Source organism: Erythrobacter sp. S259 (genome assembly GCF_057364965.1).
The window spans coordinates 1326979-1345222 of sequence record NZ_CP200286.1; the positions used below are offsets into that span (position 1 = coordinate 1326979).

Annotated in this window: 17 protein-coding genes; 5 read left to right on the top strand and 12 right to left on the bottom strand. The window is 57.1% G+C overall.

The genetic code is table 11. The annotated features are described in order from the left end of the window. Positions 1 to 7: 7 nt before the first annotated feature. Entirely contained in the window at positions 8 to 493 is a 486-nt protein-coding gene (locus AC0V60_RS06285; RefSeq protein WP_486177644.1) for an SH3 domain-containing protein, read from the bottom strand. A gap of 147 nt (positions 494 to 640) precedes the next feature. On the opposite strand from AC0V60_RS06285, the gene AC0V60_RS06290 reads away from it, so the two are divergent. Beyond that, on the top strand, positions 641 to 1660 hold the full coding sequence (locus AC0V60_RS06290; RefSeq protein WP_486177645.1) for a 2-hydroxyacid dehydrogenase: 1020 nt from the start codon (positions 641 to 643) through the stop codon (positions 1658 to 1660). On the opposite strand, the gene AC0V60_RS06295 is transcribed toward AC0V60_RS06290, so the two are convergent. The 9 genes from AC0V60_RS06295 to AC0V60_RS06335 form a co-directional block, all read right to left on the bottom strand. Next, positions 1657 to 2079 carry an alpha/beta fold hydrolase gene (locus AC0V60_RS06295; RefSeq protein WP_486177646.1) on the bottom strand — a complete coding sequence of 141 codons (423 nt, stop codon included), beginning with the start codon at positions 2077 to 2079 and terminating at the stop codon, positions 1657 to 1659. The genes AC0V60_RS06290 and AC0V60_RS06295 overlap by 4 nt on opposite strands. Positions 2080 to 2358: 279 nt before the next feature. Continuing rightward, complete coding sequence (locus AC0V60_RS06300) at positions 2359 to 2814, bottom strand: GNAT family N-acetyltransferase (RefSeq protein WP_486177647.1); 456 nt, start codon at positions 2812 to 2814, stop codon at positions 2359 to 2361. A gap of 6 nt (positions 2815 to 2820) precedes the next feature. Next, positions 2821 to 4050, bottom strand: coding sequence for a beta-ketoacyl synthase N-terminal-like domain-containing protein (locus tag AC0V60_RS06305; RefSeq protein WP_486177648.1), 1230 nt, complete (start codon positions 4048 to 4050; stop codon positions 2821 to 2823). 28 nt (positions 4051 to 4078) lie between these two features. Further along, positions 4079 to 4588, bottom strand: a complete 510-nt coding sequence (gene fabA / locus AC0V60_RS06310) for a bifunctional 3-hydroxydecanoyl-ACP dehydratase/trans-2-decenoyl-ACP isomerase (RefSeq protein WP_486177649.1) — start codon at positions 4586 to 4588, stop codon at positions 4079 to 4081. Between the two features lie 118 nt (positions 4589 to 4706). Next, the gene (locus AC0V60_RS06315) at positions 4707 to 5435 is read right to left on the bottom strand and encodes a class I SAM-dependent methyltransferase (protein ID WP_486177650.1); all 729 of its coding nucleotides are present in this window, start codon (positions 5433 to 5435) and stop codon (positions 4707 to 4709) included. Positions 5436 to 5596: 161 nt separating this feature from the next. Next, positions 5597 to 6724, bottom strand: a complete 1128-nt coding sequence (gene prfB / locus AC0V60_RS06320) for a peptide chain release factor 2 (RefSeq protein ID WP_486177651.1) — start codon at positions 6722 to 6724, stop codon at positions 5597 to 5599. Between the two features lie 70 nt (positions 6725 to 6794). Next, positions 6795 to 7325 (bottom strand): peroxiredoxin, encoded by a 531-nt coding sequence (locus tag AC0V60_RS06325; protein WP_486177652.1) that lies wholly within the window; start codon positions 7323 to 7325, stop codon positions 6795 to 6797. Beyond that, positions 7325 to 9850 carry a penicillin-binding protein 1A gene (locus AC0V60_RS06330; protein WP_486177653.1) on the bottom strand — a complete coding sequence of 842 codons (2526 nt, stop codon included), beginning with the start codon at positions 9848 to 9850 and terminating at the stop codon, positions 7325 to 7327. Before AC0V60_RS06330 ends, AC0V60_RS06325 begins: the two co-directional genes overlap by 1 nt. 68 nt (positions 9851 to 9918) lie before the next feature. Continuing rightward, positions 9919 to 10803 (bottom strand): N-acetylmuramoyl-L-alanine amidase family protein, encoded by an 885-nt coding sequence (locus AC0V60_RS06335; protein ID WP_486177654.1) that lies wholly within the window; start codon positions 10801 to 10803, stop codon positions 9919 to 9921. Positions 10804 to 11254: 451 nt separating this feature from the next. Between AC0V60_RS06335 and AC0V60_RS06340 the strand changes: the two genes are divergently transcribed. Further along, positions 11255 to 14026, top strand: coding sequence for an Rne/Rng family ribonuclease (locus AC0V60_RS06340; protein ID WP_486177655.1), 2772 nt, complete (start codon positions 11255 to 11257; stop codon positions 14024 to 14026). A gap of 63 nt (positions 14027 to 14089) precedes the next feature. Here the strand turns inward: AC0V60_RS06340 and AC0V60_RS06345 are convergent, their stop codons facing one another. Together AC0V60_RS06345 and AC0V60_RS06350 are read right to left on the bottom strand one after the other, a co-directional pair. Further along, on the bottom strand, positions 14090 to 14725 hold the full coding sequence (locus AC0V60_RS06345; protein WP_486177656.1) for a class I SAM-dependent methyltransferase: 636 nt from the start codon (positions 14723 to 14725) through the stop codon (positions 14090 to 14092). A 67-nt stretch (positions 14726 to 14792) separates the two neighbouring features. Next, positions 14793 to 15551, bottom strand: a complete 759-nt coding sequence (locus AC0V60_RS06350) for an SDR family NAD(P)-dependent oxidoreductase (protein WP_486177657.1) — start codon at positions 15549 to 15551, stop codon at positions 14793 to 14795. Between the two features lie 285 nt (positions 15552 to 15836). Between AC0V60_RS06350 and AC0V60_RS06355 the strand changes: the two genes are divergently transcribed. From AC0V60_RS06355 to zapE, 3 genes are read left to right on the top strand one after another with little or no spacing between them, the layout of a single operon-like run. Further along, positions 15837 to 16619 (top strand): succinate dehydrogenase iron-sulfur subunit, encoded by a 783-nt coding sequence (locus AC0V60_RS06355; protein ID WP_486177658.1) that lies wholly within the window; start codon positions 15837 to 15839, stop codon positions 16617 to 16619. Positions 16620 to 16630: 11 nt separating this feature from the next. After that, a complete protein-coding gene (locus AC0V60_RS06360) occupies positions 16631 to 17101 on the top strand; it encodes a PaaI family thioesterase (RefSeq protein WP_486177659.1) in 471 nt (156 codons plus the stop codon). Beyond that, positions 17098 to 18213 carry a cell division protein ZapE gene (gene zapE / locus AC0V60_RS06365; RefSeq protein ID WP_486177660.1) on the top strand — a complete coding sequence of 372 codons (1116 nt, stop codon included), beginning with the start codon at positions 17098 to 17100 and terminating at the stop codon, positions 18211 to 18213. Before AC0V60_RS06360 ends, zapE begins: the two co-directional genes overlap by 4 nt. Positions 18214 to 18244 lie beyond the last annotated feature (31 nt).

An 18244-nucleotide genomic window follows, 5' to 3' on the forward strand; every position in this document is an offset into this window, starting at 1 on the left:
TGACGCTTTACATCTCGCCTGAGCCCCAGATGCGTTCCGCAAGCACCCAACCGCTCTTGCCGCCGATGTCAATTTCACAAAAGCTATCACGGCATCGCAGCAGTTCACCTACCACCCCTGGCTGCGCCTGCCAGAGCAATTGCGCTGTGGTGCTCGGCTGTGCGCGAAGCTCAGCATTACCCTTACCCACAATCAGAGCGCCCAGTTTTGGGCTCAGCTGGCTAGAGGCAATCCACCCTTGTGTCCCCTCGGGATCGCGCACCAAACGCCAACTTTCGCGGAGCCGCACGACTTGCACGGGCAGGCCTTTGCGTTTGTAGACCCAGTCAATCGGAAAGTTCTCGCTCGGCCCTTTTCGCATATTCACCTGATCAAAGCGAAGCGTTGCCCAATATGGCGCCTCACGGTTTTGCGCTTGAAGAGCATTTTGCGGGGCGGCAGCCCAGATTGTGAGCACAGTCAGCAAAATGGCAAGAGTTCGAAAAGCTGTCATAATGCCTCGCGTGATAACCAAGCTGAGCGTTCAATTTCAAGACTAATGGCCGCCGCGATGTAAAGCCCTGTACCAAAGCGGGAATGGCGAAAGGGGCGAACCCATGCCTTGACGCATCTGCGTTCAAGGCCCTAGCGCTGAGACACAATGTCACAGTCCCATTCTCCTCCGCAATTCGCATCTGGCAAACCCAAGGTCGTGGTGACCCGCCATTTGGCCCCCGCAGTGGAAAAGCGACTGGGTGAATTGTTTAAAGTCAGCCTCAACACCGATGATACGCCTATGGCGCGCGAAGCGCTGGTTGCGGCTATGGCCTCGTGCGATGTCTTGGTGCCAACGGTTACTGACCGAATTGACGCTGAAATGATCGAAGGCGCTGGCAAAAGCTTGCGCCTTATCGCCAATTTCGGCGCAGGCACCGAGCATATTGATCTGGCTGCGGCTGCTGCGCGCAAGATCATTGTCACAAATACTCCGGGTGTTTTCACCGATGATACCGCTGACCTTGCCATGGCGGGGATCATCGGTGTGCCGCGCCGCATCCGTGAAGGCGTCGAGCTTGTACGCTCTGGCGAATGGAGCGGGTGGGCGCCCACGGGCTTATTGGGCCGCAAAATCGGCGGCAAGGTGCTTGGCATTATCGGAATGGGCCGCATCGGGCAGGCCGTGGCGCACCGGGCCCGGGCATTCGGGATGGAGATTGCCTATACCGGCCGCAAGCCTCTGCCCGCTGCGATGGAAACGATGCTGGGTGCGCGGTTCGTAGAGGATGTGGATGCCTTAATGGCTGAGGCCGATATCCTCACCTTGCATTGCCCATTGACTGACGCCACGCGCGGTATGATTGACGCGCGGCGCATTGCATTGATGAAACCGGGCTCCAGCATCGTGAACACCGCGCGCGGCGAGATTATCGACCAAGAGGCGCTTATCGCAGCGCTCCAATCGGGGCACCTCGCAGGTGCTGGATTGGATGTGTACCAAGACGAGCCGCTGGTCGACCCGCGCTTGATCCGCCATCCGAACGTAATGACCCTCCCCCACATCGGCAGCGCGACAGTCGAGGGGCGCGAGGCATCAGGCGAAAAGGTGATTGCCAACATTCAATTCTGGGTGAACGGCCATAGACCGCCCGATCAGGTGCTGACGGCGCTTGTTGGCGGTTAGTAAGCGCCGAGTTTTTCCAACTCGCCCACTACAATCTGCGTCACTTCTTCAGCAGCCCGCCGTCCGCAACCAAGCGCCATATGCCGGATGTCGACCTCATAGGTTGCATCACGCTCCGCCTTTGTGCCCCGCGCGCAGTCGGGGGCAATGATCCCATCTGAGTGCGACCAAACCGCCACCGTATGAGCCGGTGGCTTCACGCTGGGATCATCGGGCAGTTTGGGCTCTGTCACCGTATGATCATTCAGTGCATTATAGAGCCGCCAAGCGTTATTGGCCTGCCTGTCGCCCGAAAACGGCGTGCCTAACGTCACCACCATTTTTACGAGGTCAGGATGCCTTTGCGCAAGAACCCGCGCGTAGATACCGCCCAAACTCCAACCCACGATAATGGCGGGCGCGTTGTGCCGTTCAACCATTTCCACCAAGCCCACACGCCCCTTGTCGAGCCGCTCGGGAGTAACGCCTGTTAGAAGGCCAAAGCGCGAGGGGTACGTGGGAAATCCGCGCGCCTCCAAAGTGCGGCGCAGGAGGCTGGTCGAACCATCATCCGGGAATCACCATGACGGGCGGCGGAGTGCTCTTGGGCTTGCTGTTGAGGCCGCTCCCCTTCGTGCGTCTGAACCGGCTTGCCGCGATCACAGGGAGCCACGGAAGCTCTTTCAGCAATAGCCTGAAGGACGGCGGTTTGGCTGCGCTCATACCAATTCGAGAGAATAGAGCTTGTTGAAATCGCCCGGTTCATATCCGCCAAACGCGGCGCAAGGTTTGAACCCGAAGCTCTTGTAGAGACCAACAGCCGCCTCAAACAATTCACCAGAACCCGTTTCGAGTTTCACGCTGGTGAAGTTTAACTCCCGAGCCCGCTCAAGCAAATGCACCAGCATCGCCTTGCCAGCTCCCTTCCCCCTCGCATCGGGGTGCGCGCGCATGGATTTAAGCTCGCCAAAACCGTCATGGTGCCTAAGCGCGCCGATTGAACGAACGCTGTCGCCCTCCCAAGCGGCATAGACCTCTACCTCGGGCATTCTGAGGCCAGACAGATCAAGGAAATGACACGTCCCCGCAGGAGACCCCGCATCCATCTCGCGCCCATGCAGTTCGATCAGCGCGATGACTTCAGCCTCGCTAAGGTCAGTGCGCCGGATCTCCATGACTGCCTATCCGTCGAATTTACTCATCAACATCGAGCCATTGGTCCCGCCAAAGCCAAAGCTGTTGGTCATCACCGTATCAAGCCCAGCATTTTCAACGAGGTTGGTCGCGATTTCCTCTGGCGTTAGCGCGGGATCGAGGTTTTCGACATTGATAGAAGGAATGATGAAGTCGTCTTGAAGCGCGAGCAGGCAGTACACCGCCTCTTGCGCGCCGGTTGCGCCTTGGCTGTGGCCGGTCATTGACTTGGTTGAGCTGACCGGCGGCGTGGAGCCTTCACCGAACACACGGCGCACCGCTTCGATCTCACCGACATCGCCGACCGGGGTCGATGTGCCGTGAGCGTTGATATAGCTGACCTTGCGGCCCTCTGGCAGGGTCTTAAGAGCGCCAGCCATGGCGCGTTCGCCGCCCTCGCCTGATGGCGCGACCATGTCTGCGCCGTCCGAGGTGGCGCAGAAGCCGGTGACTTCGGCATAGATTTTCGCCCCGCGGGCCTGTGCATGCTCGAGGCTTTCAAGCACCAGCATCGCGCCGCCGCCGCCGATGACAAAGCCATCGCGGTCTGCGTCAAATGCGCGTGATGCGCGGGTCGGTGTGTCGTTATACTTGCTCGACATCGCGCCCATGGCATCAAACAGGCAAGAGAGCGTCCAATCGAGCTCTTCGCCCCCGCCGCCAAACATCACGTCTTGCGTACCAAGCGCAATCTGCTGCGCGGCCATGCCGATGCAATGAAGCGAGGTGGAACAGGCCGAAGTGATTGAGAAGTTCATGCCCTTGATCTGGTAAGCGGTTGCAAGGTTTGCGCTCACGGTCGAAGACATGGTTTTAGGCACGGCGAGCGGGCCAATACGCTTGGTCGCGCCGGATTTCAGAACCACTTGGTGCGCCGCCAACATTGCAGAGGTCGAAGGCCCGCCCGAACCCGCAATCAAGCCCGTCATCGGGTTGATCACGTCTTTTTCTTCAAGCCCCGCATCTGCAATCGCTTGTCCCATGGCGATATAGGCATAGGCAGCGCCCGGCCCCATGAACCGCAGCGTGCGTTTCTCAACATGCTCTTTGATATCAAGATCAACCGCACCCGCAATCTGCGAGCGGAAGCCGTGCTCGGCCATGTCTTCGTTGAAACTGATGCCAGATTTACCTGCTTTCAAAGAGGCGGTCACCTCTTCTGCGTTATTCCCAATTGAGGAGACAATCCCCAGTCCCGTTATCACTACGCGGCGCATTTGATCCCCTGATATCCTGCGTTCGAAATTACGCCTCTGAGAGCGCGACTTTCATGTCTTTAACCTGATAGATGACTTCGCCATCCGCCTCGACCACGCCGTTGGCAACGCCCATGGTCAGACGGCGCGTTTGCACGGCCTTGGTGAAGTTCACATAATATTTCAGTATCTTGCGATCAGGGCGCACCATGCCGGTAAGCTTTACTTCGCCTACACCAAGCGCGTAGCCCCGGCCCTTCCAACCGCGCCAGCCAAGGTTGAAGCCCGTCAGCTGCCACAGGCCATCAAGCCCCAAGCACCCTGGCATAATCGGATTGCCCGGAAAGTGGCAGTCGAAGAACCACAGATCAGGATTGATATCGTATTCGGCGACGACGTGACCCTTGCCGTGTTCGCCGCCGTCGCCCGAAATGTCCGTGATCCGGTCCATCATCAACATGGGCGGTGCGGGCAGCTGCGCATTGCCTTCGCCAAACAGCTCTCCGCGAGCACATTTCAACAAGTCTTCGCGGTCAAAACTGGTCGGAGAATCTGTCATTGCGAACCCTTGGCTCCTGGCCTTTTGTCTATCTTGTGCCGGGCGATTAGCACTGCGTTCGCGCTATGAAAAGACCGGTCGGCAACCCGCGTTGATAAATGGGAAATTGGCCTGTGAGTTAAGTTTTTGAGCAAGCTTCGATCTGGTCAGGTTCGACCAGCGCATCCCCGCGTTCAAAACGCGTGAAATAGCTGCGCAAGTCAGGCCGCTCAACAAACTCTACCAGCTTATAGCCAACCGCCTCCATCTCACAGAACAGCAGCGTTGGCGGAATACCTCCGGCGTGGGTGGGGCGATCATATTCCACGATGATAATCTGGCCGCCGCGCGCAAGCGCTGGCCACATACGCCACATGAATGCGTAAGGTTCGGTCACTTCGCTGTAGACATGGACTAGGAAAATTCGGTCGAAGCTATCAGTCGGAAGCCGCGGATCGTCCAATTCGCCAAGCTTGATAAAAGTGTTCTCCAGCCTTTCGCGCTCTACACGCTGACCAAGGCGCGCCAGGGCCTCGCCGTCGATATCCTGTGCAAGAACGCGGCCGCCCTCGCCGACTCGCGTGCCCAGACGCACGGTGTAATACCCCTCGCCTGCACCGATATCCGCGACTGTCATGCCTTCGGTGATATTGGCCAGGTCCATGATCGCCTGCGCCTCGCCGCGTTCCTCGCGCGCGTCCTCGTCGGGGAAAGGATCAGCGCCGGTCGCAGCTTCATCGGGCACCGTCCTGTCAGGTTCTGGAAACTCGGCGATATCCTCTGGCCGCTCGCTCAATGGCGCATCGCACCCTGATAAAAGCAAGGCGGCCAACGCAGCAAAACCGATAGAAGCGAGAGGAAGCCTCATCGGATCGGTAGGCTCGCCGATGCAGGGACTGGCTTGTTCAAGAAACCCACCGCCATGATCAGCTCCTTATCGAGATATCCAAGTTGTAGCCCCGGCAGATAGGTGCATCCCAACGGCGCTGAGCTGTAAGAGCCAGAGGCAGGCTGCGAATGAGCCGCATTCTATTCAACGTCTTCAACATCAACCGTTTCCCCGGTCACACGCTGCGCAAGCGCTGCTGAAATATAGCCATCAATTTCACCGTCGAGCACCTTATCGGGCGAGGAACTGGTGAAGCCTGTGCGAAGGTCCTTCACCATCTGATAGGGCTGCAGGACATAGGAGCGGATCTGATGACCCCAACCAATCTCGCTTTTTTCCTGATATTCTCCAGACGCTTCAGCCTCGCGGATCTGCATTTCACGTTCAAAAAGCCGCGCTTTGAGCATGTTCATCGCGGTGGCGCGGTTCTTATGCTGCGAGCGGTCGTTTTGCGACGCGACCACGATGCCCGTCGGTTGGTGGGTGATGCGCACGGCACTATCTGTCGTATTGACGTGCTGACCACCTGCGCCAGAGGCCCGGTAAGTGTCGACTTTGAGGTCTGCTGGGTTGATCTCGATGTCGATATCATCGTCAATAACCGGATAAACCCAAACGGAAGAGAAGCTGGTGTGGCGCTTGGCGGCGCTGTCATAAGGACTAATCCGCACAAGCCGGTGGACACCGCTTTCCGTCTTGGCATAGCCATAGGCGTTCTCACCTTTGATGTGCAGCGTCGCCGACTTGATACCCGCCTGATCGCCCGCCTGATATTCGACCGTTTCAACCTTAAACCCGCGCCGCTCAGCCCAGCGGCCATACATGCGGAACAACATCTCGGCCCAGTCCTGGCTTTCGGTGCCGCCTGCGCCTGCGTGGATTTCGAGATAGGTGTCGTTGCCGTCTGCCTCTCCGGAAAGAAGCGCTTGAACCTTGTCAGCGTCAGCGCGGGCGGCGAGTTTTTCCAGGCTGGCAAGCCCATCGTTGACGATGCTCTCTTCGCCCTCAGCCTCACCCATTTCGATGAATTCCACCGCATCGCCCATCTCGGAAGAGATATCGTTGACCGTGCCGACCGCATTTTCGAGCAGCTTTTGCTCGCGGCTGATCTTTTGCGCTTCTTTAGGGTTGTCCCAAAGCGCCGGGTCCTGAACCCGTGCGTTCAACTCATCCAGGCGCCGCAAAGCGCTTTCCCAATCGAGCGATTGGCGAACAAGATCAAGTGCCGCTTTGATCCGGTCGATATAGGCTTGGGCCTCAGCCCGCATGAGAATTCCTTTGGTTTAAGCTGTGTCCGCTCGCGCTTAGCGACACGGGTTCAATTGTAAAGCAGGCGCGCTATTTGGCGAGATCGCGCACCGCTTGGAGTGTCTTTGAAACATGGGTGCGGTAATCGCTGTCGGAATGCACCAGAGCAATTCGGCCATCGGGGGCGATTACATAGGATGTACGGCTCGCAAGGCCCGATGCGCCGAGCGCCACATCATAGGCATCAATCAAGCGTTCGCCTGCAACGCCCACCGGGAAAGCGTCGCGGCATTCCTCTTTGCTAAAGCGCTTGAGCGTGCCGATTTCATCATTGGACATGCCGATGACGCTTGCGCCTTCTTTGCGAAAGTCGGGCATCGCCTCTGCAAAGGCATTGGCCTCAAGCGTGCAGCCCGAGGTGAACGCCTTGGGGTAGAAATACAGCACCACCGGCCCCATGCGCAAAGCGGCGGCAAGCGAGAAGCCCATCTCCTTGCCTGCAAGGGCTGCTCTTGTGGTGAATGGCGGAGCTTTGGTTCCCTCGGCCAAATCAGCCTGAGCAGGGGTTGAAAAAGCCAGACCTGCGACAAGGCCCGTAAGAGCCAATTTCAAAACGCGCATCAGTAAATTCCGCCTTGCTCTTCGGCAAAGTTTTCAGGCTCACCCTCGGTCCGGCGAACTGTGGTTCCGCCGCGCCGACCCGCAGCAATCAGAGCGAGGATTTCATCGCGCTTGGCTGCAATCTCGTCCTGACGGGTCGAGCGTTCAGGTTCTGTGTCGGGTTTGAACGCCTCCCAGATAATGTCCGATTTCGCGTCACCGCTGGGCCAGCCTGCAAGCACTTTTTTACCGGTGCGCCGGTCAACGCGGACCATCCGAATACCCTCAGGGGCAATAGGCGGCAGGTCAGACCATTGATCGCGCGAGTTCTTGATCAAATCCTTGATGATCGGCGCAACAATTGTCCCGCCATAAGCATAACCGCCCATATTGCGCGGCGTGTCAAAGCCCATATATGCGCCAGCGACAATGCGCTGCGTGCCGCCAACGAACCATACGTCCTTAGGGCCGCTTGTGGTGCCGGTCTTGCCGAACAGCGGAAGACCAAGGTCATTCAGCACAGTGGCCGTTCCGCGTGAGACAACGCCCTCTAACATATGCATGATCTGGAAAGCGGTGCGCGGGTCCATCGCCTGGCGGCCTTTGATACCGAAACGCGGCATCGAAGAGCCGTCATAGGCCGTCATATTGCAGCCATTGCACGGGCGATTGTCCGCACGCCAAATAACTTTGCCCATGCGGTCCTGCACATAATCAATTACCGTTGGACGGTTGAGCCGCCCGTGGTTCGCAAGCGCGCCGTAGGCCGCCACAATGCGCGAAACAGTGGTTTCCTCCGAACCCAAGGACGTCGCTGCATAAGGATCGGCATCATCGCTAATATCGAGCGTTTTGATCATATCGACCACATTGCTCATGCCCGCCTGCATGCCGATTTGCACGGTCATGATGTTTTGTGACTGCTCAAGCCCGTACCGCATCGGGAACTGTCCCGCACGCCCGCCGCGAATGCACTTCTCACCCAGTTGTCGGCCCTGATAATAGCAATACCGCGTGTTATCTATTTCGGTTGACGGGGTCATGCCGTTATCGAGGCCGGTCGCATAAACGAACGGCTTGATGGTTGAACCGGGCTGGCGCATCGCCTGTGTTGCCCGGTTGAAGTCGGACAGCCGGTGGTCAAACCCGCCCTGCATGGCAAGCACGCGGCCGCTTTGAGCGTTCTGTACCACCAGCCCGCCTTCAGCCGCTGGCGGGGTCTCTACCCGGAAACCATTGCCGCTCGGGCTCGCCGTGATCACATCGCCGGCTTTCAAAGCATTGGGTAGGTTCGTAAGGGGCGCTTCATCACCGTTGGAGAAGCCAATTGTGGCTGAAGACCCGGTCCGCGTGGTCACAACGCCCACTCGCCAATCCTCATAGCGCACCGAAAGGAACGAGCTTGCCAGCTGGCTTGCCCAATTGCCTTCGCTTACATCAATAGTGGCAATCGGCCCAGACCACCCTCGCCTCCCGTGGTAGCGCCTCAAACCGCGGCGCAAACTATCACGCGCGGCGTTTTGCATGTCCACATCGAGCGATGTGCGGACCCAAAGCCCGCCTGCATAAACACTGTTCTCGCCGTCTTCCGCTGATTCGCCAAAGTCTGCGATGAGCTGGCGGCGAACTTCTTCAAGGAAGTATCCTGCATCCGCGCTGCGCTGCGAGCGTTGACGAACAAGCCCCAGAGGTTGAGCAGCAGCCGCTGCGCGCTCTGCCTCAGAAATGAAACCGTTGTCTGCCATCTGCGCGAGAACGAAATCACGCCGATCCATCGCGGCTTCTTCCTGCCCTGTTCGGCCATAGCGTTCTGGTGCCTTTGGAAGGATTGCAAGGAAGGCAACCTCATGCAGGTCCAGATCGCCTACATCTTTGTCAAAATATGCTCGCGCTGCCGCCTGCACGCCGAATGACCGCCGGCCCAACGGAATTTCATTGAGGTAAAGCTCAAGGATTTCTTCCTTCGACAATACGCCTTCGATACGGCTCGCAAGGATCATCTCTTTAAGCTTACGTGTGATCGAATATTCATCCCCAAGCAGCAGAATCTTGGCAAGCTGCTGAGTGATCGTGGAACCACCGACCGCGCGCTCTCCCGACCCATATTTGGTCGCGTAATCGAACACCGCGTTCGCCGTGCCTGTTAAATCCACACCGCCGTGGCTGAAGAAGGTCTTGTCTTCGGCCGATATATAGGCCTCAACCAATTGGTCAGGAAAATCGGCAAATTGCAGTTGGACCCGGCGTTCGCGCGCATAAGAATGCACTATCTCACCATCCGCGCCGCGCACAACGGTCGGCAGCGGAGTTTGATATTCCACGAGACCCTCCGCCTCAGGCAAATCGCTGGCGAGGAAAAACCACAGTGCGATCCAAAGCAAAGCAAGGCCAATCAACGCAGCAGCAATGAGCTTAAACAAACGGCTTGTCCGCCATTTCTGGCCAAACCACGCAGCAGCCCCGCCCAAATCACGCGCCAAACGGTAACGGACGTAAGCCAAAAACGGGAGATCAGCTGAACTAGCTGTGGGGGTATCGGTCGACATAGGCTCTCAGATTTACGCGGGTTCGCCGAGAATTGCTAGCGCTTAGGTGGTCCATGAAAGCTCAAGGTTCACGTTTCCGCGCGCCGCGCAAGATAGACCCGGATTGCGCGCTCTAAGGTCTCGACATAGTCCCGGCGCCCGTCCTTGCTCATAAGCCGCTCCAAATCACGCTCATTGGTGACGAACCCGCTTTCAAACAACACGCCTGGAACGTCAGGTGCTCGCAATACGGCGAGTTCAGCTGAACGCTTGGCAAAGGGATGAAAGGCAATTCTGCCCTCGCCTTCTCGAAGGATAAGCGATGCAAACTCGCTTGCGTCTTCCTGAGTGCGTTCCTGCGACAACTCGACCAAAATGTCGCTTACAGGTGAGCTATCGGTCTCAACCCTGATCCCGTTCAAACTGTCAGCAGCATTTTCGCGCGCAGCAAAGCGCGCTGCGGCCTCGTTCGATGCTTCCGTTGACAAGGTGTAGACTGTAGCCCCTGAGACTTCAGATCTATCGCCCGCTGAATCGATATGGATCGACACAAATAAATCGGCTCCCAGCTGGCGCGCGATTTCAGGGCGGTACGCCAACGGAATGATCCGGTCGTCATCACGGGTCAATGCAACGCGCACCCCGCCCCGCTCCAACAATATGTCACGCAGTTCCAACGAAAATGCGAGCACGATGTCTTTTTCATAGACCTCTTCGCCATTGGGCCGGATTTGCACCTTGCCTGGATCACGCCCGCCATGCCCTGCATCAATCACGACCAATGGCCGCGTGGTGTCAGTGGGACCCTCTACATCCGGAAGCTGAAGCGGCGGTGCTTCAGACGAGAGCACGATCCGCGTTACATAGTCGCGGCCCCACTCGGGCAACGGTATCGTCACACCCGCAACCTTTGCCCCGCCAAGCACAAGTACCGGCAGCGCAAGGATCAGGAGAAGGAGTGTGCGGACACTCATAATGCAATCCGGATTAGAATGTTGCGCATGGATAGCGCAATAGTGTTGCGGGCAAGTTCCCACGGTGCTAGCCACGCAAATGAAAGCAGAAAAGGCTGGCCCCTTAAGCTGACCTTACCAGTTTTGCTTTATTCGCAAGGCCAAATCGCTCGGGGAATCGCCCCGCCCGGTAATGGCCACACACAGGTTGATGCAGTGACGAGACGCTCCTCCTCGCAAACACATATCAAGCGCGCTTGCGCGGGTGTGCTTGCGAGTCGCAGCGCGGGAGAAACCCGCAGCTCGCCTCTAGCAGACACGTTCATGGCGTTCATTTCGGCAGACAGCCGGAGCGCTCATCTTAACATCAGTGCGCAGAGTCAGAAGCTGAAAACGCGCGCTGTTCACCCCAACAATACACGCCCACCTTCCGCTTTAACGATGCGCAGATCCGGCGTTTGGAGAAATTTACATGGCAACGCGCATGCTAATAGATGCGCGCCACTCGGAAGAAACCCGGGTGGCGGTCCTCAAAGGCAACCGGATTGAGGAATTCGACTTCGAATCTGCTGAACACAAGCAGATAAAAGGAAACATTTATCTGGCCAAAGTCACGAGGGTGGAACCCTCGTTACAAGCGGCATTTGTGGATTTTGGAGGCAATCGCCACGGCTTTCTTGCCTTCAACGAAATCCACCCTGACTATTACCAGATCCCACAGGATGATCGTGAAAGGCTGCTCGCCGAAGAGGCTGAGGCCGCTGAAGAAGAGGCTCGTCTTCGTGCTGAGGAAGAGGAAGAGGGCGTAACTCCTGGCGAAGAATATGACGCAGATGAGGAAAGCGCAGAGGGTCTAGCGGAAGACCTCGCTGAGGACGGTCTCGAGGAGATCGACACCAGCGACAAGGACAAGGTTTCCACCATCGAAGACGGCGCGTCAGATGACGACGGCGAAGACGACGATGATGATGATGACAGCGACGAAGAGGAAGACGCGGAAGAGACTTCGGAAGACGGTGAAGAGGCGAAACCCCGCCGCGGACGCCGTGGTCGTGGTCGCCGCCGTCAAGGTCGCGGCAGCAAAAAAGGCGGTGCCAATGGAGGCGGTCGCAGCCGCGCCAAAGAAGTCGACGAAGTGCGCGCCAAGCGCATGGCCCTTCGTCGCCGCTACAAAATTCAGGACGTTATTCAGCGCCGTCAGGTACTTTTGGTGCAGGTCGTCAAGGAGGAGCGCGGCAACAAGGGCGCAGCTCTCACCACTTATTTAAGCCTTGCTGGCCGTTACACCGTTCTCATGCCCAACAGCTCGCACGGCGGCGGGATCAGTCGCAAGATCAACTCGTCCAGCGACCGCAAGCGTTTAAAAGACGTCGTAAGCGGCCTTGAGCTGCCCAAATCTATGGGCCTGATCGTGCGAACCGCTGGGCTTTCGCGCACCAAAACCGAAATTAAGCGCGACTTTGACTACCTCGCGAGGCTGTGGGATGGCATTCGCCAGAACACGCTCTCCTCCACTGCGCCATCGCTGATCCATTCGGATAGCGACCTAATCAAGCGCGCGATCCGCGACATCTACAATCGTGAGATCGAAGAGGTGATCGTCGAAGGGGCTGAGGGATACAAATCGGCTAAAGCCTTTATGAAAATGCTAATGCCCAGCCATGCGCGCCGGGTGAAAGCGTATTCTGACCCCGTGCCTTTGTTCCAACGCTACGGTGCGGAAGATCAATTGCGGGCGATGTATGATCCGATGGTTCAGCTGAAATCGGGCGGTTATCTGATCATCAACCCGACCGAGGCTCTGGTTTCCATCGACATTAACTCGGGCCGCTCCACTAAGGAGCACGGTATCGAGCAAACAGCGCTTCACACCAATCTTGAGGCCGCGCGCGAGATCGCTCGCCAATTGCGTTTGCGCGATATGGCAGGTCTGGTCGTGATCGACTTTATCGACATGGACTATAATTCCAATGTGCGAAAAGTCGAAAAGGCGATGAAAGAGGCCTTGAAGAACGACCGTGCGCGCATCCAGGTTGGCCGCATTTCGGGCTTTGGCCTGATGGAAATGAGCCGTCAGCGCCTTCGCACCGGCGTGCTTGAAGCCACCACCCGCGAATGCCCGCACTGCGATGGCACCGGCCTTGTGCGCACTGCGTCCTCGGCTGGTCTATCAGCTCTGCGTCTTATCGAAGACGAAGCGGCCAAGGGCAAAGGCACGATAATCAAGCTCGCTGCCAGCGCGGAAGCGGCCTTCTATCTCCTTAACGAAAAACGCGCCGAGCTGATGGAAATCGAGCAGCGTTACGGTGTCACTGTCGAAGTTGCTCCGGGCAGCGAAGATGAAGGCGCAAAGATGAGTGTCTCAAGCGCAGGCCCTCGCCCATCACAAGCGCCCAAGTTTGAGCCCATCGTTGACGATGACGAGGACGAGGACATTCCAGTCGAAGATGACTTCGATGAGGATGACGAGGACGGCCCCAGAAAGAAGAAGCGCCGCCGCCGCCGTGGTGGCCGGGGCCGCAACAAAAAGCGTCAGGATGAAGGTTCGGAGGAAAGCGAAGAGGGTTCGGACGAAGCCGCTCAGGAAAGCGCTTCTGAGGACAATTCTTCGGGCGAACATGCTGATAGCGACGAGAAGCCCAAGCGCCGCCGCCGGCGCGGTGGTCGTGGACGCCGCCGCAAACAGGATGGTGAGGCTGAAGAAAAGGCGATTGAGGAAGGAGCTGAGGCTCTCTCCGAGGTTTCCGAGAAAGTCGAAGCAGACGTGGCGGTTGTCGCAGCTCCCGACGGCGAAGAGGACGCTGTCCCGGCGACCGAACCTGCCAAAGAGGAAAAGCCCGCGGAAGCTGAGAAACCAAAGCGCAAACGCGCTCCTCGCAAGAAGAAGGTCGAAGAACCCGCAGAAGACAAAACCGCGGACAAAACCGCGGCCAAAACCGCAGAGAAACCTGCGGAAGAGGCACCTGCTCCTGAACCGGAAGCCGAGGAAAAGCCCAAACCCAAGCGCAAACGCGCGCCTCGCAAGAAGAAGGTTGAGCCAGAGGCTGAGGCGGAAGCCTCCGAGGCAACCGCTGCTGAGACAAAGGCTGCTGTAGCAGAGGCCACTGAGGCAGAAGCTGCGCCAAAAGCGTCAGCACCTGCACAAACTCCTGTTGCCGATGAAGCGCCTGCTGACAATGCATCAAATGATGATGCTGACGCTCCTAAAAAACGTGGGTGGTGGCAGCGCACTTTCGGCGAGTAATCGCCTTCTGATACAAAAGGCCCGCCTTCGAGACACTCTCTCTAAGGCGGGCTTTTTATTGACCTAGACGCCCGCTTTCCTTGCCTCGCCCCATTCATTCCACATGGCGAACTTTGGCGCTTTGGGCAGATAGCCTTGTCCCAAAGGCGCTACCTCAAATCCAGCTCCCCGGAATGCCGAGCCGATGGGCCGTGTCAAATGGCATCCGCCTGCAAGACGCTTCCATACAGGCTCAATGCGGTTCTGCCATTTGGCAACGTCCTTATCAGGCGCGCGGCCATGTTCGAGGAATAGCGCTTTCCCGCCCGGGCGAAGAATACGGCGCATTTCAGATAGTACCGCGTCCGGATCCTGCACTGAACACAGGGTAAAGGTGCAAACAACGGTGTCGAAAGAACTGCTCGCGAACGGGATGTTCTCTCCGATCCCTTGGCGGATATCGGCAGGCCAGCCCTTGGCCTCAGCCTCGGCTTTCGCAGCGTCCAAAAGCCCCCCATGTGGGTCGATCCCGGCATAGCTTTTGACCGCGTCAACATCATAAAACTGCTGATTAATGCCGCCACCGCAGCCAAGCTCAAACACATCGCCCTTTGCCAAAGGCACCACATGAGAACGCCGCTTCATCACCTGACCCGTGCTGCACGCACAACGAATGAGCCGCGGCATCACATTTGCATCGTACCAGTCTCCCAGCCCCATGACGCGCTCCTTTTCCTGTCGCTTTGGGCGAGATATTGCGCGAAATGGTTCCATTTGTCCACGCAGCCTAGGGATCGATCAGTTTCCCCGCAAAATCAAACACCTTGCCGCTATCTTCAGGGCTAGCGCGCAACATGACCTCAATGAGGTTTTGCGCCGCCTGCTGAGGCTCGGTAAGCTGACCATCGGGCAGGCCCTTTTGGAACGGTTTGGAGAGCCCTGTATCAACCGTTCCAGGGTGGAGACCCAGAACAACGCCGCGTTTATGTGTGCGGCCCATCTCGTTGGCAAAGTTTTTGATCAGCATATTGAGCGCGGCTTTTGACGCCCGGTAAGAATGCCATCCGCCAAGCTGATTGTCCGAAATCGACCCGACACGCGCACTTAATGCGGCAAACACAAACCGGTCGCCGCGCGGCATCAAGGGTAGGATGTGCTTGGCAATTAACGCCGGGCCGATCGTGTTGAGCGCGAATATCTGGGCCATGACGTGCGGATCGAGCTTGCGCAAAGTGCGCTCCGGTCCCTCCCCGCTTTCCGAAGTTAGAACACCGCTTGCAACTATAACCAGCTCCGGAGGTGCATCGCGCATCAGTTTCGCGGCCTTTGCGATGCTCGTCTCATCAGTCAGATCAAATGCGAATGGTATCTCTCCGGCATAAGCGCCCGCGCCGCCGGACCGCGAGCCAGCATGAACCCGTTCGCAGCCGCCCTGCACCAGCTGCCTGACCAGCGCCCTGCCAATACCCCCACCTGCGCCAAAGACTGCGGCGCTGCGCGGTGTTACTCTGCCTAAACCGGCGTCTCGTTCTCTTAAATTGCTCATCAAAGCTACAGTGAAGCTGAGACGATTGAGTTCCCGCCGAAAAGCATGAGAAAATGACGGCACGTCTCGCCGACTATCATTATCCAGTGATGTCAGATATTTACGACCATCAATGAATGGGCTGGTGCAACAGCCGTATTGTGTTAGCGACCATGCGCCTCCAAGAGCGGGGGGCCGAGGTTGAGGCAAAAACAAGTGCTATCCTAATCCTCGCAACACCCACTGACTTGCCACCCGCGCACAAGCCGTTAGAGAAGAAACAACGCAAACAGGGATTAAGCGATCATGGCGACTTTCACGCTTCCGAAAAATTCGAAGATCACGAGCAATGGCCAAGTTCACAAAGCATCTGGCGGCTCGCGAGTGAAGTCGTTCAAGATTTATCGTTATGATCCCGATACAGGCGACAACCCGCGCTATGACAAGTTTGAGATCGACCTGGACGAATGCGGTCCCATGGTTCTGGACGCGCTTTTCAAGATAAAAAATGAGCTCGACCCTACGCTGACCTTTCGTCGGTCATGCCGCGAGGGGATTTGCGGGTCATGTTCGATGAATTTGAATGGCAAGAACGGTCTGGCCTGCACCACCGCAATTGAAGACCTTAAGGGTGAAATCCGCATTACTCCTTTGCCGCATATGGATGTGATCAAGGACCTTGTACCTGATTTCACTCACTTCTATGCGCAATACGCCTCGATCAAGCCATGGCTGCAAACGGTCAGCACGACGCCTTCTGGTAAAGAGCGCCTGCAAAGCCCGAAAGAGCGCGAGAAGCTTGACGGTCTTTATGAGTGCATTTTGTGCGCCTGTTGCTCGACCTCGTGCCCATCATACTGGTGGAACTCGGACAAATTCCTGGGGCCCGCTATTTTGCTTCAAGCTTACCGCTGGCTTGCCGATAGCCGGGATGAGATGACGGGCGAGCGCTTGAATGAACTCGAAGACCCCTTCCGCCTCTATCGCTGTCACACAATCATGAACTGTGCGAATGTGTGTCCTAAGGGGCTGTCGCCTGCCAAAGCGATTGCGGAAACCAAAAAAATGATGGCGGAACGCGCTATTTAGGCTTTCAGCTCATGTCGTCGCGCGAGGAATATTTCCAAGACGGTCCCTGCCCCGATAATCCGGGTTGGCGGCAATGGAACATCAGGGATAAAACCTTGTTCAATGGCGCGGTCATGGGGCACCTTATTACCCGGGTCGACGATGATAGAAAAGCGCGACTGCGCATGTTTCCAGAGCGTAAGCATCAGAACCTGCAAGGCAATATGCACGGAGCAGTGACGCTTGCGCTGATTGATATCTCAATCTTCAATGCAATGCATATGATCGGTAGTGGTAACGCAGGCCCTTCAGTTACGCTCGAAATGTCAACGCAATTTGTCGATGCAGGTGATCCGGCCCTGCCTCTGGATGCGGTGAATGAAATCGTCCGCGAAACCGGCAAGCTCATGTTTATCCGCGGGCAAGTTGTGCAAGGCGAGACCATCATCGCCTCGCATTCGGCAATTGTGCGCAAGATTATAGCCAAACCTGCACCACAATGACTGGCACGCTTGCGAGGTTTGAACAGCTCATCGCGAATGGAGAGCTGCAAGAAGATGTCGATCAAAGGCGGGCCGCAGCGCGGCTCGATTCCTTGCAGAAAGAGCTAGAAGCGGAGCGTCCGGGCGGGCTCTTGGCCCAACTTTTCGCAAAGAAAGCGCCCCGCGCCCAAGGCGTATACATGTGGGGCGGCGTTGGCAGGGGAAAATCCATGCTGATGGATTTGTTCCACGACAGCCTGACGATCCAAGAAAAACGCCGGGTCCACTTTCATGCCTTTATGCAGGAAGTACACGCCGAAATGCGCGAAGCGCGAAAAACGCACGAGGGTGATCCGATCCCGGTAGTCGCGGCAAAACTCTCCGAAGGCGTACGTGTCCTCGCATTTGATGAGATGGTTGTTACCAATTCTGCCGATGCCATGATTATGAGCAGGCTGTTCACTCAGCTTATAATGGAGCGCGGGGTGACGATCGTGACCACATCGAACCGGGTTCCTGGCGACCTTTATAAAGACGGTCTGAACCGAGAACATTTTCTCCCGTTTATTGATTTGATCAATGAAGAGCTCGACGTGCTGAGCCTAAATGGCCTCACGGATTACCGGCTCGACCGAATTGGCGATATGCAATGCTGGTACGCGCCTGTGGGTGATAAGGCGACGGCGAAAGTGCGTGAGGTTTTCTTCCGGCTCACGGATTTTGCACCAGAGGATGCAGCCAACGTCCCCTCAGGTAAACTCGCGGTGAGTGCAAAGAGGAGTTTGCACGTTCCCAAATCATTGAAAGGCGTAGCCGTTTTCAGCTTCAAGCGTCTTTGTGGCGAAGCGCGCGGCGCCGCCGACTTCCTTACGATTGCGCGCGAATTTCACACGGTGATTATCGTTGGCATTCCGCAGATGGGACCGGAAAAGCGCAACGAAGCGGCTCGTTTTGTGACGTTGATTGATGCCCTCTACGAACACCGGGTCAAACTTTTCGTGACCGCTGCAACAGCGCCAGAAAACCTCTATCAGTCGGGTGACGGAAGCTTTGAGTTTGAACGAACGATAAGCAGACTTAACGAGATGCAGAGCGCAGATTACATGGCGCTTGGCCACGGCGCCGAAGGTTGATTGCGGTGCCCGATATATTCGCGGAGGATGG

Excerpts from the sequence above, each read along its gene's own strand:
- AC0V60_RS06335 (WP_486177654.1), bottom strand. The coding sequence starts at position 10,803 with ATGAGTGTCCGCACACTCCTTCTCCTGATCCTTGCGCTGCCGGTACTT.
- AC0V60_RS06295 (WP_486177646.1), bottom strand. The coding sequence starts at position 2,079 with ATGGTTGAACGGCACAACGCGCCCGCCATTATCGTGGGTTGGAGTTTG.
- AC0V60_RS06290 (WP_486177645.1), top strand. The coding sequence starts at position 641 with ATGTCACAGTCCCATTCTCCTCCGCAATTCGCATCTGGCAAACCCAAG.
- zapE (WP_486177660.1), top strand. The coding sequence starts at position 17,098 with ATGACTGGCACGCTTGCGAGGTTTGAACAGCTCATCGCGAATGGAGAG.
- prfB (WP_486177651.1), bottom strand. The coding sequence starts at position 6,724 with ATGCGGGCTGAGGCCCAAGCCTATATCGACCGGATCAAAGCGGCACTT.
- AC0V60_RS06350 (WP_486177657.1), bottom strand. The coding sequence starts at position 15,551 with ATGAGCAATTTAAGAGAACGAGACGCCGGTTTAGGCAGAGTAACACCG.
- AC0V60_RS06330 (WP_486177653.1), bottom strand. The coding sequence starts at position 9,850 with ATGTCGACCGATACCCCCACAGCTAGTTCAGCTGATCTCCCGTTTTTG.
- AC0V60_RS06325 (WP_486177652.1), bottom strand. The coding sequence starts at position 7,325 with ATGCGCGTTTTGAAATTGGCTCTTACGGGCCTTGTCGCAGGTCTGGCT.
- AC0V60_RS06355 (WP_486177658.1), top strand. The coding sequence starts at position 15,837 with ATGGCGACTTTCACGCTTCCGAAAAATTCGAAGATCACGAGCAATGGC.
- AC0V60_RS06315 (WP_486177650.1), bottom strand. The coding sequence starts at position 5,435 with ATGAGGCTTCCTCTCGCTTCTATCGGTTTTGCTGCGTTGGCCGCCTTG.
- AC0V60_RS06285 (WP_486177644.1), bottom strand. The coding sequence starts at position 493 with ATGACAGCTTTTCGAACTCTTGCCATTTTGCTGACTGTGCTCACAATC.
- AC0V60_RS06340 (WP_486177655.1), top strand. The coding sequence starts at position 11,255 with ATGGCAACGCGCATGCTAATAGATGCGCGCCACTCGGAAGAAACCCGG.
- fabA (WP_486177649.1), bottom strand. The coding sequence starts at position 4,588 with ATGACAGATTCTCCGACCAGTTTTGACCGCGAAGACTTGTTGAAATGT.
- AC0V60_RS06305 (WP_486177648.1), bottom strand. The coding sequence starts at position 4,050 with ATGCGCCGCGTAGTGATAACGGGACTGGGGATTGTCTCCTCAATTGGG.
- AC0V60_RS06300 (WP_486177647.1), bottom strand. The coding sequence starts at position 2,814 with ATGGAGATCCGGCGCACTGACCTTAGCGAGGCTGAAGTCATCGCGCTG.
- AC0V60_RS06345 (WP_486177656.1), bottom strand. The coding sequence starts at position 14,725 with ATGGGGCTGGGAGACTGGTACGATGCAAATGTGATGCCGCGGCTCATT.
- AC0V60_RS06360 (WP_486177659.1), top strand. The coding sequence starts at position 16,631 with ATGTCGTCGCGCGAGGAATATTTCCAAGACGGTCCCTGCCCCGATAAT.